Origin of the sequence: Flavobacterium salilacus subsp. salilacus (assembly GCF_004634195.1) — a bacterium.
Taxonomy (GTDB): Bacteria; Bacteroidota; Bacteroidia; order Flavobacteriales; family Flavobacteriaceae; genus Flavobacterium; species Flavobacterium salilacus.
The window spans coordinates 206,515-222,563 of record NZ_SKBP01000002.1 but is presented as its reverse complement, the minus strand read 5'-3'; the positions used below and the strand labels follow the sequence as shown (position 1 = coordinate 222,563).

Annotated in this window: 13 protein-coding genes and 1 tRNA gene; 13 read left to right on the top strand and 1 reads right to left on the bottom strand. The window is 39.3% G+C overall.

What is annotated here, in order from left to right:
• Window positions 1-24 precede the first annotated feature (24 nt).
• From E0W68_RS04045 to E0W68_RS03995, 11 genes are all read left to right on the top strand, one after another.
• Window positions 25-95: transfer RNA gene (locus tag E0W68_RS04045), tRNA-Trp, on the top strand.
• Between the two features lie 19 nt (window positions 96-114).
• Window positions 115-309 (top strand): preprotein translocase subunit SecE, encoded by a 195-nt coding sequence (gene secE, locus E0W68_RS04040; RefSeq protein WP_135218129.1) that lies wholly within the window; start codon window positions 115-117, stop codon window positions 307-309.
• A gap of 10 nt (window positions 310-319) precedes the next feature.
• Window positions 320-871: a transcription termination/antitermination protein NusG gene (gene nusG, locus E0W68_RS04035; protein ID WP_135218128.1), complete on the top strand. Its 552-nt coding sequence runs from the start codon at window positions 320-322 to the stop codon at window positions 869-871.
• Between the two features lie 67 nt (window positions 872-938).
• Window positions 939-1,376: a 50S ribosomal protein L11 gene (rplK, locus tag E0W68_RS04030; RefSeq protein WP_135218127.1), complete on the top strand. Its 438-nt coding sequence runs from the start codon at window positions 939-941 to the stop codon at window positions 1,374-1,376.
• A 21-nt stretch (window positions 1,377-1,397) separates the two neighbouring features.
• Complete coding sequence (gene rplA / locus E0W68_RS04025; RefSeq protein ID WP_135218126.1) at window positions 1,398-2,087, top strand: 50S ribosomal protein L1; 690 nt, start codon at window positions 1,398-1,400, stop codon at window positions 2,085-2,087.
• Window positions 2,088-2,109: 22 nt separating this feature from the next.
• Entirely contained in the window at window positions 2,110-2,631 is a 522-nt protein-coding gene (rplJ, locus tag E0W68_RS04020; RefSeq protein ID WP_135218125.1) for a 50S ribosomal protein L10, read from the top strand.
• 66 nt (window positions 2,632-2,697) lie between these two features.
• Entirely contained in the window at window positions 2,698-3,078 is a 381-nt protein-coding gene (rplL, locus tag E0W68_RS04015) for a 50S ribosomal protein L7/L12 (RefSeq protein WP_135218124.1), read from the top strand.
• Window positions 3,079-3,204: 126 nt separating this feature from the next.
• On the top strand, window positions 3,205-7,017 hold the full coding sequence (rpoB, locus tag E0W68_RS04010) for a DNA-directed RNA polymerase subunit beta (protein WP_135218123.1): 3,813 nt from the start codon (window positions 3,205-3,207) through the stop codon (window positions 7,015-7,017).
• 73 nt (window positions 7,018-7,090) lie between these two features.
• Window positions 7,091-11,392 carry a DNA-directed RNA polymerase subunit beta' gene (gene rpoC / locus E0W68_RS04005; RefSeq protein WP_135218122.1) on the top strand — a complete coding sequence of 1,434 codons (4,302 nt, stop codon included), beginning with the start codon at window positions 7,091-7,093 and terminating at the stop codon, window positions 11,390-11,392.
• 12 nt (window positions 11,393-11,404) lie between these two features.
• On the top strand, window positions 11,405-11,716 hold the full coding sequence (locus E0W68_RS04000; protein WP_135218121.1) for a DUF3467 domain-containing protein: 312 nt from the start codon (window positions 11,405-11,407) through the stop codon (window positions 11,714-11,716).
• Window positions 11,717-11,919: 203 nt separating this feature from the next.
• Complete coding sequence (locus tag E0W68_RS03995; RefSeq protein WP_135218120.1) at window positions 11,920-12,873, top strand: hypothetical protein; 954 nt, start codon at window positions 11,920-11,922, stop codon at window positions 12,871-12,873.
• A gap of 76 nt (window positions 12,874-12,949) precedes the next feature.
• Here the strand turns inward: E0W68_RS03995 and E0W68_RS03990 are convergent, their stop codons facing one another.
• On the bottom strand, window positions 12,950-13,201 hold the full coding sequence (locus E0W68_RS03990) for a hypothetical protein (RefSeq protein ID WP_135218119.1): 252 nt from the start codon (window positions 13,199-13,201) through the stop codon (window positions 12,950-12,952).
• 152 nt (window positions 13,202-13,353) lie between these two features.
• Between E0W68_RS03990 and mutL the strand changes: the two genes are divergently transcribed.
• Together mutL and E0W68_RS03980 are read left to right on the top strand one after the other, a co-directional pair.
• Window positions 13,354-15,225 (top strand): DNA mismatch repair endonuclease MutL, encoded by a 1,872-nt coding sequence (mutL, locus tag E0W68_RS03985; RefSeq protein WP_135218118.1) that lies wholly within the window; start codon window positions 13,354-13,356, stop codon window positions 15,223-15,225.
• Window positions 15,222-16,046 carry a rhomboid family intramembrane serine protease gene (locus E0W68_RS03980; RefSeq protein WP_135218117.1) on the top strand — a complete coding sequence of 275 codons (825 nt, stop codon included), beginning with the start codon at window positions 15,222-15,224 and terminating at the stop codon, window positions 16,044-16,046. Before mutL ends, E0W68_RS03980 begins: the two co-directional genes overlap by 4 nt.
• Window positions 16,047-16,049: the final 3 nt, after the last annotated feature.

Below are 16,049 nucleotides of genomic sequence, written 5' to 3'. Positions count from 1 at the left end.
GTATCGGCTGGCTTTTAATAACAAACGGGTGTAGTTCAAGGGTAGAATAGCGGTCTCCAAAACCGTTGATGGGAGTTCGAATCTCTCCACCCGTGCAAAAAAAAACGTAATACAATGAAGGTTACTAATTATATATCAGAGGCATTTACAGAGTTGAAGGTTAATGTAACTTGGCCTGAATGGGCAGAAGTACAACGCCTAACCATTATTGTGGCTGTTTTTTCGATAGTATTCTCTTTAATGACTTTTGGTATAGACCGCGGTTTCGAGGTTCTTGTAGCGAATATTTATAGTTTTTTAAATAAATAATTTTTTTGAGATGACTGATAACAGTGTGAATAAATGGTATGTAGTAAGAGCGGTCAGCGGTCAGGAAAATAAAGTTAAAAACTATATTGAAACGGAAATTAACAGACTGGGAATGTCAGACTATATATCGCAGGTGCTTGTTCCTACTGAAAAAGTAGTACAGGTACGCGACGGAAAGAAAATAGTAAAGGACAAGGTATATTTTCCGGGTTATATAATGGTTGAGGCTAATTTAACAGGCGAGATTCCTCACATCATAAAATCTATTACAGGTGTAATTGGTTTTCTGGGAGAGACAAAAGGTGGAGATGCCGTTCCTTTACGTCAATCCGAAGTAAACAGAATGTTAGGCAAAGTAGATGAATTATCTGTTAAAACAGATACAATGTCCATACCATTTACAATGGGTGAAACCGTAAAAGTAATAGATGGTCCTTTTAACGGCTTTAACGGTACTGTTGAAAAAATAAATGAAGAAAAGCGTAAGCTGGAAGTTATGGTGAAAATCTTTGGCAGAAAAACACCGTTAGAACTTAGCTTTATGCAGGTAGAAAAAGTATAATTTTTTGTTACATATATAAATCACATCATTCGCTTCCAATTGAAGATGTGCTAAATCTTTTAAAGAAATGGCTAAAGAAATTAGTAAAGTAGTTAAACTACAAGTTAAGGGAGGTGCTGCGAATCCATCGCCACCGGTTGGACCTGCTTTGGGGGCTGCTGGAGTTAACATCATGGAGTTCTGTAAGCAATTTAATGCCAGAACTCAGGATAAACCCGGCAAAGTTTTACCAGTACAAATTACTGTGTATAAAGACAAATCTTTCGATTTTGTCGTTAAAACGCCACCTGCTGCAATACAGTTGCTGGAGGCTGCCAAGCTAAAGTCAGGTTCGGGACAACCAAACCGTAAAAAAGTAGCAAGTGTTACTTGGGATCAAATCAAAGGTATTGCTGAAGACAAAATGGCCGACCTAAACGCTTTTACAATAGAGAGCGCAATGAGCATGGTTGCCGGTACAGCAAGGTCTATGGGGATAACAGTATCAGGAGATGCTCCTTTTTAATCGTAAAAAGACAAAAGACAAATGGCAAAATTGACAAAAAAACAAAAAGAGGCTGCTTCAAAAATTGAGAAGAACAAATTATACTCTTTGAAAGACGCTTCTGCTTTGATTAAAGAGGTTGCTTCGGCAAAATTTGATGAGTCTGTTGATATCGCAGTACGTTTGGGTGTAGATCCAAGAAAAGCGAATCAAATGGTAAGAGGTGTTGTTACACTACCACACGGTACAGGTAAGGATACAAAAGTACTTGCACTTGTAACTCCTGATAAAGAGGCTGAGGCTACTGCTGCAGGAGCTGATTATGTAGGTTTGGACGAGTATTTACAAAAGATAAAAGACGGATGGACAGATGTTGATGTAATCATCACTATGCCAAGCGTTATGGGTAAATTAGGTCCTTTAGGTAGAATATTAGGTCCTCGTGGCTTGATGCCAAACCCTAAAACCGGTACTGTAACTATGGATGTAGCAAAAGCTGTTCAGGAAGTTAAAGCCGGTAAGATAGACTTTAAGGTTGATAAAACCGGTATTGTTCATGCAGGAATCGGAAAGATATCTTTTGATGCTGATAAGATTACAGACAATGCCCACGAAATTATTCAAACATTGCTAAAATTAAAACCAACTGCTGCAAAAGGTACTTATATAAAGAGTATTCACCTTTCTAGTACCATGAGTCCGGCTATTGCTTTAGATCCTAAAGCGGTATAATTGGTAGTTAAAAATATTTATTATGACCAGAGAAGAAAAATCAAGAGTTATTGAAGATTTAACTGCACAGTTGGCTGAGACAAACGTAGTTTACGTTGCTGATATTTCGGGACTTGATGCAGAAACTACTTCAAACTTAAGAAGAGCTTGCTTTAAAGCAAACATTAAGTTGGAAGTTGTTAAAAACACATTACTTGAAAAAGCAATGGGGTCTTCTGATAATAACTATGGCGAATTGCCATCAATACTTAAAGGAAACACTTCCATCATGATTGCAGAGAACGGTAACGCTCCTGCAAAGGTTATTAAAGAGTTCCGTAAAAAGTCTGATAAGCCTCTTTTAAAAGGTGCTTACATCCACGAAGCGGTATTCATTGGTGATAACCAACTTGATGCATTGATAAACCTTAAATCAAAAGACGAGGTTATCGGAGAGATTGTTACTATACTTCAATCTCCTGCTAAAAATGTTATATCTGCCCTTAAGTCGGGTGGAGGCATTATTGCAGGCCTTGTTAAAACATTATCCGAGAGAGAAGGATAATATAATACAAAAATGTGTACGCACTTAATAAATTATATATTACAAACTATTTAAAACGATAGAAAAATGGCAGATTTAAAAGAATTCGCAGAACAATTAGTTAACTTAACAGTTAAAGAAGTTAACGAACTTGCTACAATATTAAAAGAAGAGTACGGTATTGAGCCTGCTGCTGCTGCTGTAGCTGTTGCCGGTCCTGCTGTAGGTGGTGGCGATGTTGCTGTTGCTGAAGAGCAAACAGAATTTACTGTAGTACTTAAAGAAGCAGGTGCTTCTAAACTTGCTGTAGTAAAAGCTGTTAAAGAACTTACAGGTCTTGGTCTTAAAGATGCAAAAGACTTAGTAGACGGTGCTCCTGCAAACGTAAAAGAAGGTGTATCTAAAGATGAGGCTGAAGGCCTTAAAAAATCTTTAGAAGAAGCCGGAGCTGTAGTTGAGCTTAAATAAGCCCTCTTAGTTTAAAAATTCCAGGTTTAGGCCTTGAGAAGAACTCTCAAAGGCCTAAACCATTTTTCGTATAATAACATTTTGTACGGTTCTATATTATTATTTTAATCAAAATTTTGTCCATTGATGATAACAAATCAGACTGAAAGATTAAATTTTGCCTCAACAAAAAACATCCCTGATTACCCGGATTTTCTCGACATTCAGGTAAAATCGTTTAAAGATTTTTTCCAGCTTGAAACAAAGTCAGATGAAAGAGGCAACGAAGGTCTTTATAACACCTTCATGGAAAACTTTCCGATTACTGATACAAGAAATCAGTTCGTACTGGAGTTCCTTGATTATTTTGTTGACCCGCCACGCTATACAATTGAAGAGTGTATTGACAGGGGGCTTACTTACAGCGTGCCGCTCAAGGCAAGGTTAAAGCTGTATTGTACAGATCCTGAGCATGAAGATTTTGAAACAATTGTACAGGACGTCTATTTGGGTACTATACCCTACATGACTCCGAGTGGTACTTTTGTTATCAACGGTGCAGAGCGTGTAGTTGTATCCCAGCTCCACAGGTCGCCGGGCGTTTTCTTCGGTCAGTCCTTCCACGCCAATGGAACAAAACTGTATTCTGCCAGGGTTATACCATTTAAAGGTTCTTGGATAGAGTTTGCTACTGATATTAACAGTGTGATGTATGCTTACATCGACAGGAAGAAAAAACTTCCTGTAACTACATTATTCAGGGCTATCGGATTTGAAAGAGATAAAGACATTCTTGAAATATTTGATCTTGCTGAAGAGATAAAAGTATCTAAAACAGGTCTTAAAAAATATATTGGCAGAAGACTCGCTGCTCGTGTGCTTAACACATGGCATGAGGATTTTGTTGATGAAGATACAGGAGAAGTTGTATCGATAGAGCGTAACGAAATTATACTGGACAGGGATACTATTATTGATAAAGATAATGTTGAGGAAATCATTGATTCCAGTGTAAAAACGATACTGCTCCATAAAGAGGATAACAACCAGGCAGATTATGCCATTATCCACAATACATTACAAAAAGACCCTACAAACTCAGAAAAAGAAGCTGTAGAGCACATATACCGTCAGTTGCGAAATGCAGAACCGCCTGATGAGGAAACTGCTCGTGGCATTATAGATAAATTGTTCTTTTCGGATCAGCGTTATAACCTAGGCGAAGTTGGTCGTTACAGAATGAACAAAAAACTTGGTCTTGATATTTCTATGGAAAAGCAAGTGCTTACCAAAGAAGACATCATTACCATTGTAAAATACCTTATTGAGCTTATCAACTCCAAAGCTGAGATTGATGATATCGACCACTTGTCAAACCGTCGTGTAAGAACAGTAGGCGAGCAATTATCAGCCCAGTTTGGCGTAGGTCTTGCCCGTATGGCAAGAACCATAAGAGAGCGTATGAACGTAAGAGATAACGAGGTGTTTACACCTATAGACCTTATCAATGCCAAAACATTGTCGTCAGTTATCAACTCATTCTTCGGTACTAACCAGCTTTCGCAGTTTATGGATCAAACAAATCCATTGGCAGAGATAACGCACAAAAGAAGATTATCGGCATTAGGTCCCGGTGGTCTTTCCAGAGAGCGTGCAGGTTTCGAGGTTCGTGACGTTCACTATACCCACTACGGTCGTTTATGTCCTATAGAAACCCCCGAAGGGCCAAACATTGGTTTGATATCTTCGCTTGGTGTATATGCAAAGGTAAATGGCATGGGCTTTATAGAAACACCTTACCGTAAGGTAGAAAATGGTGTGGTAGATCTTAAATCTGAACCTACTTATTTAAGTGCGGAAGAAGAAGAAGGCAAACTTATAGCACAGGCCAATACTGAAATGGACGATAATGGTACCATTACGTCTGAAAAAGTTATTGTTCGTGAAGAAGGTGACTTCCCCGTTGTAGAGCCGTCAGCAGTACATTATACTGATGTTGCTCCTAACCAGATTGCCTCAATATCCGCATCGCTCATTCCGTTCCTTGAACATGATGATGCAAACCGTGCATTGATGGGATCGAACATGATGCGCCAGGCAGTACCACTATTGCGCCCGGAAGCGCCTATTGTAGGTACAGGTCTGGAACGCCAGGTAGCTTCAGATTCAAGGGTACTTATTAATGCCGAAGGCAGCGGTACTGTTGAGTATGTAGATGCTAACAAGATTACTATTAAGTATGACAGAACTGACCGTGAACGTAGCGTGAGCTTCGACTCGGATGAGAAAACATATCAGCTTATCAAGTTTAGAAAAACTAACCAAAGTACCAGTATAAACCTTAAACCTATTGTAAGAAAAGGCGACAGGGTTACTAAAGGACAGGTACTTTGCGAAGGCTATGCTACACAAAATGGCGAGCTTGCTCTTGGTCGTAACCTAAAAGTGGCATTTATGCCATGGAAGGGATATAACTTTGAGGATGCGATAGTAATATCCGAAAAAGTAGTTCGTGATGATATCTTTACATCAATACACGTAGATGACTACTCGCTTGAAGTAAGAGACACCAAATTAGGAAACGAGGAATTAACCAACGATATACCAAACGTAAGCGAGGAAGCTACTAAAGACCTTGATGAAAATGGTATGATAAGAATTGGTGCAGAGGTTAAGCCCGGCGATATCCTTATTGGTAAAATTACTCCTAAAGGAGAAAGCGACCCAACACCGGAAGAGAAACTGCTAAGAGCCATATTTGGTGATAAAGCAGGTGATGTAAAAGACGCTTCATTAAAAGCATCACCATCATTACACGGTGTAGTATTAGATAAAAAACTATTTGCTCGCGCTGTAAAAGATAAGCGTAAGCGTACTAAAGATAAAGATGATTTAACCAAACTTGAAATGGAGTTTGAGGTGAAATTCAATGAATTGAAAGATCGCCTTATAGACAAGTTGTTTAATATCATCAATGGTAAAACATCTCAGGGTGTAATGAACGATCTTGGAGAAGAAGTACTTCCGAAAGGTAAGAAATTTACCCAAAAAATGCTTTATGCTGTTGAAGATTTCGCTCACTTAACTAAAGGTCAGTGGACTACAGATGATGAAACCAATACTATGGTTAATGATCTTATCCACAACTATAAAATTAAGCTGAATGATCTTCAGGGAGCATTAAGGAGAGAGAAATTTACCATTACGGTAGGAGACGAGCTTCCGTCAGGAATATTAAAACTTGCCAAAGTTTACATTGCTAAAAAACGTAAACTGAAAGTAGGAGATAAAATGGCAGGACGTCACGGTAACAAAGGTATTGTTGCAAGAATTGTACGTCATGAAGATATGCCTTTCCTTGAAGACGGAACACCTGTAGATATTGTACTTAACCCACTTGGTGTACCATCGCGTATGAACATCGGTCAGATATATGAAACCGTGTTAGGTTGGGCAGGTATGAATTTAGGCAGAAAGTTTGCTACCCCTATTTTTGACGGTGCATCACTTGATGAAATCAATGAGTTGACTGACGAAGCAGGTATTCCTCGCTTCGGTCACACCTATCTTTATGATGGAGGTACAGGAGAACGTTTCCACCAGGCAGCTACAGTAGGTGTAATTTATATGCTGAAACTGGGTCACATGGTTGATGATAAGATGCACGCACGTTCTATAGGTCCGTACTCGCTTATCACACAGCAGCCTCTTGGAGGTAAAGCACAGTTTGGAGGTCAGCGTTTCGGAGAGATGGAGGTTTGGGCTCTTGAAGCTTATGGTGCGTCAAGCACGCTTAGAGAAATCCTTACTGTTAAATCGGATGACGTTATCGGAAGGGCTAAAACTTACGAGGCTATCGTTAAGGGAGAAACCATGCCGGAACCGGGATTACCGGAGTCTTTCAACGTGTTAATGCATGAGTTGAAAGGACTTGGGCTTGACATCAGATTAGAAGAATAAATTTCCACGGGAGTGGCACTATTGTGCCATTCCCTTTTATAGTGTTTTTAATAAATCGATAGATCTATATCACATGACGAGATTAAAAGATAAAAATACCGTTAAAAGATTTAACAAGATATCTATAGGACTGGCATCGCCGGAGTCTATACTTGCTGAGTCAAGAGGTGAGGTTCTTAAACCGGAAACCATTAACTATCGTACCCATAAACCGGAAAGAGACGGCTTGTTCTGCGAGCGTATCTTTGGTCCGGTAAAAGATTTTGAGTGTGCCTGTGGTAAGTACAAAAGAATTCGTTACAAAGGAATTGTTTGTGACCGATGCGGTGTAGAAGTTACCGAGAAGAAAGTTCGACGTGACAGGGTAGGGCATATTAACCTTGTTGTGCCTATTGCACACATATGGTATTTCCGTTCGTTGCCAAACAAAATAGGCTACATACTTGGCTTACCATCTAAAAAGCTGGATATGATTATATACTATGAAAGGTATGTAGTTATACAAGTAGGTATTGCCAAAGGGCTTGACGGAGAACCGCTTAGTAAAATGGATTTCCTTACAGAAGAGGAATACCTGAACATACTGGATACACTTCCTCAGGAAAATCAATATTTAGATGATACTGACCCTAATAAGTTTATTGCTAAAATGGGAGCAGAGTGTATTATGGATCTTTTGGCAAGGATAGATCTTGACGAGCTGTCATACAACCTTCGCCACAGTGCTAATACAGAAACGTCTAAACAACGTAAAACGGAAGCTTTAAAAAGACTTCAGGTTGTAGAATCGTTCCGCGAAAGTAACATGAACAGAGAGAATCGTCCTGAGTGGATGATACTAAAAGTAATACCTGTTATACCGCCGGAACTTCGTCCGCTTGTACCGCTAGATGGTGGTCGTTTTGCAACATCAGATCTTAATGATCTTTACAGAAGGGTTATTATACGTAACAACCGTCTTAAAAGATTAATGGAGATAAAAGCTCCTGAGGTTATTCTTCGTAACGAGAAGCGTATGCTACAGGAATCTGTAGATTCACTTTTTGATAATACAAGAAAAGCATCTGCTGTTAAAACAGAATCAAACAGACCTCTAAAATCATTATCAGATTCATTAAAAGGTAAGCAAGGACGTTTCCGTCAAAACCTGTTAGGTAAACGTGTTGATTATTCTGCGCGTTCGGTAATTGTTGTTGGACCCGAAATGAAACTTTTTGAGTGCGGTCTTCCAAAAGATATGGCTGCCGAGCTATACAAACCATTCGTTATCCGTAAATTGATAGAGCGTGGTATTGTAAAAACAGTAAAATCAGCTAAGAAAATTATAGACAAGAAAGAGCCTGTAGTATGGGATATCCTGGAAAACGTAATTAAAGGACACCCTGTATTACTAAACCGTGCTCCTACGCTTCACCGTTTGGGTATTCAGGCATTCCAGCCAAAACTTATTGAAGGTAAAGCGATACAGTTACACCCATTGGTATGTACGGCATTTAATGCTGACTTTGATGGTGACCAAATGGCGGTGCACTTACCGCTTGGGCCGGAGGCTATACTCGAGGCGCAGCTATTGATGCTTGCATCGCACAATATACTTAACCCTGCTAATGGTGCACCTATTACTGTACCATCTCAGGACATGGTATTGGGTCTTTACTATATGACCAAAGAGCGACTTTCTACCGAAACAGAAAAGATAAAAGGAGAAGGACTTACATTCTATTCTGCCGAAGAAGTTAATATTGCTATAAACGAAGAAAAATTACACCTTAATGCCCGTATAAAAATACGTGCTAAGGATTTTAATGATAAAGGTGAGCTGGTATATCAAATTATACAAACCACAGCCGGAAGAGTACTCTTTAACGAGGTAGTACCTGAAGCTGCAGGATATATAAATGAGGTACTGACTAAAAAATCATTAAGAGATATTATAGGTAAGATATTAAGTGTTACCAATGTGCCTACAACTGCTGCATTCCTTGACAGTATGAAGGACATGGGATATAAATTCGCGTTCCGCGGAGGACTATCTTTCAGCCTTGGTGATATTATCATCCCGCCAAGAAAGCAAGAGCTTATTGCCGATGCGAACGAGCAGGTTGAAGCTATCTCTATGAATTATAACATGGGTCTTATTACCAATAACGAGCGTTATAACCAGGTTATTGATGTATGGACTTCTACCAATGCACTGCTTACAGAGCTTGCCATGAAAAATATCCGTGAAGACCAGCAAGGGTTTAACTCGGTATTTATGATGCTTGACTCCGGGGCGAGGGGTAGTAAAGAGCAGATACGCCAGCTTACAGGTATGCGTGGTTTGATGGCTAAGCCTAAAAAATCGACTGCCGGTGGTGGTGAAATTATTGAAAACCCGATTCTTTCTAACTTTAAAGAAGGACTTTCAATTCTTGAGTACTTTATCTCTACACACGGTGCACGTAAAGGTCTTGCCGATACGGCTCTTAAAACAGCCGATGCCGGTTACTTAACAAGAAGGCTGCACGATGTATCTCAAGATGTTATTGTAAACTCTGTAGATTGCGGTACGCTGAGAGGTATTGAAGTTTCGGCATTAAAGAAAAATGAAGAGATAGTAGAATCACTTGGAGAAAGAATACTGGGGCGTGTAACATTGCAAGATGTTGTTAACCCGCTAACATCCGAAGTAATAATACGTGCGGGCGAGCAAATAACAGAAGCTGAAGTAAAAGCAGTAAATGCAGCTCCTATAGAAAGAGTAGAGGTACGCTCCCCATTAACTTGTGAGGCTACCAAAGGTATTTGTGCTAAGTGTTACGGGCGTAATCTTGCAACCGGTAAAATGACACAAAAAGGAGAGGCTGTTGGTGTAATTGCAGCACAGTCTATCGGTGAGCCGGGTACACAGCTTACACTTCGTACATTCCACGTTGGGGGTACTGCAGGTAACATCTCTGAAGAATCAAGTATTATAACTAAATTTAAAGGTAGGCTTGAAATCGAAGACCTTAAAACTGTTGTGGGCGAAGATAACGATGGTAACAAAACAGATATTGTTGTATCGCGTTCTACAGAGTTGAAACTTGTTGACGAGAACACAGGAATACTTTTAAATACACATAATATACCATACGGTTCGAGCATTTATGTAAAAGACGGACAGCTTGTAGAACAAGGAACCATAATATGTAAATGGGACCCGTATAACGGTGTAATTATATCTGAATTTACAGGTAAGATAGCCTACGAAGATATCGAGCAAGGACAATCGTATATGGTTGAAATTGACGAGCAAACCGGATTCCAGGAGAAAGTAATCTCAGAAGCAAGAAATAAAAAGCTGATACCAACGTTACTGATTTACGGAAAAGATAACGAGCTTATCCGTTCGTACAACCTTCCGGTGGGAGCCCACCTTATGGTAGATAACGGCGAGAAAATTAAAGCAGGTAAAGTACTTGTTAAGATACCGAGACGCTCATCCAAAGCGGGTGATATTACCGGTGGTCTGCCAAGAATTACAGAGCTTCTTGAAGCACGTAACCCATCTAATCCTGCTGTTGTATCAGAAATTGACGGTGTAGTTTCGTTCGGTAAAATTAAAAGGGGTAACCGTGAGATTATTATCGAGTCGAAATTTGGTGAAATCAAGAAATATCTTGTAAAACTGTCTAACCAGATATTAGTACAGGAGAATGACTATGTAAAAGCAGGTCTGCCACTTTCTGACGGAGCTATTACTCCCGAAGATATATTAAGAATACAAGGGCCATCTGCAGTACAACAATATCTTGTAAACGAAATTCAGGAAGTGTACAGGCTACAGGGTGTGAAGATTAATGATAAACACTTTGAGGTTGTTATCCGTCAGATGATGCGTAAAGTACAGGTACAAGATCCGGGCGATACGCTGTTCCTTGAAGACCAGTTAATACATACCAGCGACTTTATCGTAGAAAACGATAAGTTATACGGAATGAAAGTAGTAGAAGATGCAGGTGATTCTGAAAATCTTAAACCGGGGCAAATTATTTCGCCACGTGAGTTGAGAGATGAAAATTCACTACTGAAACGTAACGATAAAAACCAGGTAGTGGCAAGAGATATTGTTCCTGCTACGGCTACCCCGATACTTCAGGGTATTACAAGGGCATCGTTACAAACCAAGTCGTTTATCTCTGCGGCATCGTTCCAGGAAACTACCAAAGTACTTAACGAAGCTGCGGTAGCCGGTAAAGTGGACGGTCTTGAAGGTCTTAAAGAAAATGTTATTGTAGGACACAGAATACCTGCAGGTACAGGTATGAGAGAGTATGATAACATCATAGTAGGCTCTAAAGAAGAGATGAATGATTTATTGATTCCTGCAACAGAGGAAGTAAACTATTAAATACTAAATACAATGAGTGATCAAAAACAACAACCGGGACAAATTAATATTGAACTGGACGAAAAAACAGCCGAAGGAACGTACTCTAACCTTGCTATAATAAACCATTCCTCGTCAGAGTTTGTGGTCGATTTTGTAGCGATGATGCCAGGTGCACCTAAAGCCAAAGTAAAATCGCGCATTGTATTAACGCCGCAGCATGCCAAAAGGTTGCTAAAAGCGTTAGGCGAAAACATAGGTCGTTTTGAAAGTGCCCATGGCACAATAAACGATACGGAACAGCCTTCGCTTCCGCTTAGTTTTGGTCCTGCCGGACAGGCGTAATATAAAGTTACAGAATGCAAAAAACCCTTTCAGAAATGAAAGGGTTTTTACTTTTATATAATACCTACAAAACAGATTTATACAGTGTATCGATTTTGAAATATACCTACTGATGGGTATATTTTAACATTCTTTTTTAATCTAATTTTATTTTGATATTTCTTTGATGTCCAGTTGTTTAGTAATCATTAATAATACACTATATGTTTGGATCTGTTACTATTGAAATCGCTATTGGGTTAATAGTCATCTTTATCTTAGTAAGCACTATTTGCGCGGTTATCCGCGAAGGAATCGAATCGATATTGAAAACCCGTGCTGCCTATCTGGAGCAGGGTATCAGGGAATTGTTGGGCTCAGTTACTGCAAAGAACCTCTATGAGCACCCTCTTATCTTCGGACTGTTTAAAGGAGATTATACAGAAAGTAGCGGCGTAAGAGGGAAAAATATGCCATCATATATTCCTTCCAAAAACTTCGCCCGCGCTATTATGGATATTGCCGCTAAAGGAGCTGACACAGATGTTCGGGGAGAGGTCTCTTCAACTCAAAAATTGACGTACAGCATACGCCAAAATATCTCTAATTTAAAAAACCCTAAAATAGAGCGTGTACTGCTGAATGCATTAGATATGGCACAGGATGACATTGATAAAACCCAGGCTAACCTTGAAAACTGGTATAACAGTGCTATGGATAGGGTCTCGGGTTGGTATAAGCGATCTACGCAATGGATAATACTTATAATATCATTAGTAGTAACAATAGGGCTAAATATTGATTCCATAAAGATTATGAAGTACCTATCTAATGATGAGAATGCGAGGAAACTTATATTAGAGAAAGCTGAAAAATTGGATAAAAATGCCCAAACAGAGCAATCTGCCCTTAGTTATGAACAGGCTCAGAAAGCTATGGAAGAGTTAAAGTTACCCATCGGGTGGGATAAACCTAGTAATTATTGGAGTAAATCTACTGATGATACATCTACTGACTGGCGTAGAGTTATGAATTCTATTTTAGGCTGGCTTATAACAGCCGCTGCTGCAATGCTGGGTACTCCTTACTGGTTTGATGTATTGAATAAGGTTATGGTTATACGTTCCACAGTCAAGCCCCATGAGAAAAGCCCGGAAGAAGGCTCACAGGATAGGTAGAAAGCAAAAATAATTTAATTAGCTCAAAATATATGAATATATAATCCACTCGAAAGAGTGGTTTTTTTGTTTTTAATTATAATTTTTTAGCAATCTCTTTTAATATTTCAATTAATTCTGGCTCTGTAAAATGACCTCTTGTGATACTTTGTTCAATCATCATTTTAAAATCTTCCCATGGAATTTCTGCTGATCCAGCATAATTGAATTTTCCTGTCTTTGGATTATCATATCTGTTTCTTATTGAGAATTCACTGTTATCCCATGTTGCTTCACCCCATTCTATTGAATGTGAAGAATTGTCTTTAAATGTGTCTTTTGGATTCATTTTTAGTATTATTTAATTTTTTTAAACCTACAAAATTTCCTCTAAATCAAATTACGTATTTCCCGCAATAATGCAAAACAAGTATTTTCCCCATTTCACAATATTTCCGTAACTTTGATGTCCGTTTAAAAAAAAATCATCAATCATCATTTATGTCCGGTATCATTCAATTACTTCCAGATCATGTTGCTAACCAAATAGCTGCCGGCGAGGTAGTACAGCGTCCGGCTTCGGTAGTAAAAGAGTTACTGGAAAATTCAGTTGATGCCGGCAGTACCGATATTAAACTCATTGTAAAAGATGCCGGTAAAACCCTTATACAGGTTATAGACAACGGTAAGGGTATGGGCGTAACCGATGCCCGATTGTGTTTTGAACGCCACGCTACCAGTAAAATTCGCCATGCCGAAGATTTATTCGACCTGCATACCAAAGGGTTCAGGGGGGAGGCACTGGCAAGTATTGCCGCTATTGCCCATGTAGAAATGAAAACCAAGCAGGAGCAGGAAGAGCTGGGCACACACATTGTTATAGAAGGCAGCAAATTTGTAAGCCAGGATGTGGCGGTAGTACCCAAAGGGACTTCGTTCGCGGTAAAAAATCTGTTTTTTAATATCCCCGCACGTCGCAATTTCCTGAAATCAGATACGGTTGAGTTCCGCCATATAGTAGATGAGTTTGAGCGTGTAGCATTGGCGCACCCTAATATTGCATTTACACTATTCCATAACGGCAGCGAAATGTTTAACCTGCCCATGACGAATCAACGCCAGCGCATTGTGGGTATATTTGGCGGACGTACTAATGAGAAATTAGTACCTGTAAATGAGAGTACAGAAATTGTGCAAATACAGGGGTTTGTAATAAAACCTGAGTTTGCCAAGAAGAGCAGGGGCGAGCAGTTCTTTTTTGTAAACAACCGTTTTATAAAAAGTGGTTATTTGCACCATGCCGTTATGGCAGCCTATGAAGGGTTGTTGAAAGACGGCTGTCAGCCCGGTTATTTTATTTACCTCGAAGTACCGCCCCATACGATTGATATTAACATACACCCTACCAAAACCGAGATAAAGTTTGATGATGAGCATGCGCTGTATGCCATACTTCGCTCGTCGGTAAAACATAGTTTGGGGCAGTTTAATGTAGCTCCGGTACTCGATTTTGAAAGGGATGCTAACCTTGATACACCTTACAACTACGAAAATAAAGAGGCTGTACTGCCTACTGTAAATGTAGATAGGAACTTTAACCCGTTTGCAGATGAAAAGCCTGTAAAAACATCGCAAGCAGCTTCATCCTCAAATTATTCATTACCTGCTTTTCGTAAAACCGACCGTAGCGCATCATGGGAAAGTTTATATACCGGACTGACAACGGCTACCGAGGAAGCGGAAGGCATAGATTTTGAAAAGGATGAAGTAACCGGTTCGCTGTTTAATGATAGTGATGTTGAGCAAACGATACACCGAACGTATCAGATACATAAAAAGTACATAGTAAGCCCTATAAAGTCGGGCATGGTTATTATCGACCAAAAGCGGGCGCACCAGCGTGTATTGTATGAGCAGTTTTTAAAGAACATCACCGTACAGCAGGGAGCAAGCCAGCAGTTGTTGTTTCCGTTAATCTTGCATTATAATAAAACGGAACTCGATTTAATAAAAGAGATGCAGGCTGCACTGGAAAATACAGGTTTTGTTTTTTCGGAAATGAATACCGACCACATTGTGGTTTCGGGGTTACCCGTAAATGTACCGGAAAGCGAAGTATCGATACTGTTGGAAGAGCTGATAAGCGACCTGCAACAGGAGGTGCCGGACAGCAGTTTTAGCCAAACAGACAGCATAGCCAAATCGATGGCACGCAGCCTTGCGGTAAAAACGGGAACATTGCTTAGCGAAAAAGAACAGGAGAATATGGTAAACGCATTGTTTGCCTGTAAAGAACCCGGTATATCTCCATTTAATAAACCAACTTTCATTACGGTAAGTGTGGAAGACTTAGATAAACGATTTGCAATATGATGCGAATAACCGAAACTGTTAAGCAGTTAATTATTATAAATGTAATATTTTTTATAGGAACTCAGATTATAGGTGCTGAAGTTGCTTATAAGTATTTAGCACTTCATTATCCTCAAAATAATGATTTTAAAGTATGGCAAATATTGACCCATATGTTTATGCATGGCGGTATTAGCCATATACTGTTTAATATGTTTGGTTTGTGGATGTTTGGCAGTGCGCTGGAAGAACAATGGGGGACTAAGAAGTTTTTGTTTTTTTATATTTCATGTGGTTTGGGAGCAGCTTTATTACATTTAGGAGTTACTTATTTTGAAATGCAAAATATTTTAGAGGGAGCTGCGGGTATGAATTTGTCTGACACAACATTACATCAGGTATTAAATATTGATTTTGTAGTTGGCAACCGTTATGATGGCGAATTATTTAAAAATAAGTTGATTCCGATACTTCAAGAAACAGGAAAATTAAATGCATTAAATCAAGAAAGCTACGATAGCCTGTTTAACGGTGCTGTATTGAATCAAACACCTATGCTGGGTGCTTCAGGAGCTTTGTATGGTATAATTGTTGCCTTTGCTTTTATGTTTCCGAATGCCGAATTAATGCTTATATTTTTACCAATTCCTATTAAAGCAAAATATTTTGTACCGGGATTATTAATAATGGACTTGTTTCTTGGTTTGCGAGGACAATCTATTTTTGGAGGCGGTGGCGGTGACGGGATAGCGCATTTTGCCCACCTTGGCGGAGCAATAGTAGGTTTTATAATAATGTGGTACTGGAAAAAGAACCAGTTTAATAATAACCGTTGGAATTAATGT

Coding starts and splice junctions, on each gene's coding strand:
- secE (WP_135218129.1), top strand. CDS start 115: ATGAAGGTTACTAATTATATATCAGAGGCATTTACAGAGTTGAAGGTT.
- nusG (WP_135218128.1), top strand. CDS start 320: ATGACTGATAACAGTGTGAATAAATGGTATGTAGTAAGAGCGGTCAGC.
- rplK (WP_135218127.1), top strand. CDS start 939: ATGGCTAAAGAAATTAGTAAAGTAGTTAAACTACAAGTTAAGGGAGGT.
- rplA (WP_135218126.1), top strand. CDS start 1,398: ATGGCAAAATTGACAAAAAAACAAAAAGAGGCTGCTTCAAAAATTGAG.
- rplJ (WP_135218125.1), top strand. CDS start 2,110: ATGACCAGAGAAGAAAAATCAAGAGTTATTGAAGATTTAACTGCACAG.
- rplL (WP_135218124.1), top strand. CDS start 2,698: ATGGCAGATTTAAAAGAATTCGCAGAACAATTAGTTAACTTAACAGTT.
- rpoB (WP_135218123.1), top strand. CDS start 3,205: ATGATAACAAATCAGACTGAAAGATTAAATTTTGCCTCAACAAAAAAC.
- rpoC (WP_135218122.1), top strand. CDS start 7,091: ATGACGAGATTAAAAGATAAAAATACCGTTAAAAGATTTAACAAGATA.
- E0W68_RS04000 (WP_135218121.1), top strand. CDS start 11,405: ATGAGTGATCAAAAACAACAACCGGGACAAATTAATATTGAACTGGAC.
- E0W68_RS03995 (WP_135218120.1), top strand. CDS start 11,920: ATGTTTGGATCTGTTACTATTGAAATCGCTATTGGGTTAATAGTCATC.
- E0W68_RS03990 (WP_135218119.1), bottom strand. CDS start 13,201: ATGAATCCAAAAGACACATTTAAAGACAATTCTTCACATTCAATAGAA.
- mutL (WP_135218118.1), top strand. CDS start 13,354: ATGTCCGGTATCATTCAATTACTTCCAGATCATGTTGCTAACCAAATA.
- E0W68_RS03980 (WP_135218117.1), top strand. CDS start 15,222: ATGATGCGAATAACCGAAACTGTTAAGCAGTTAATTATTATAAATGTA.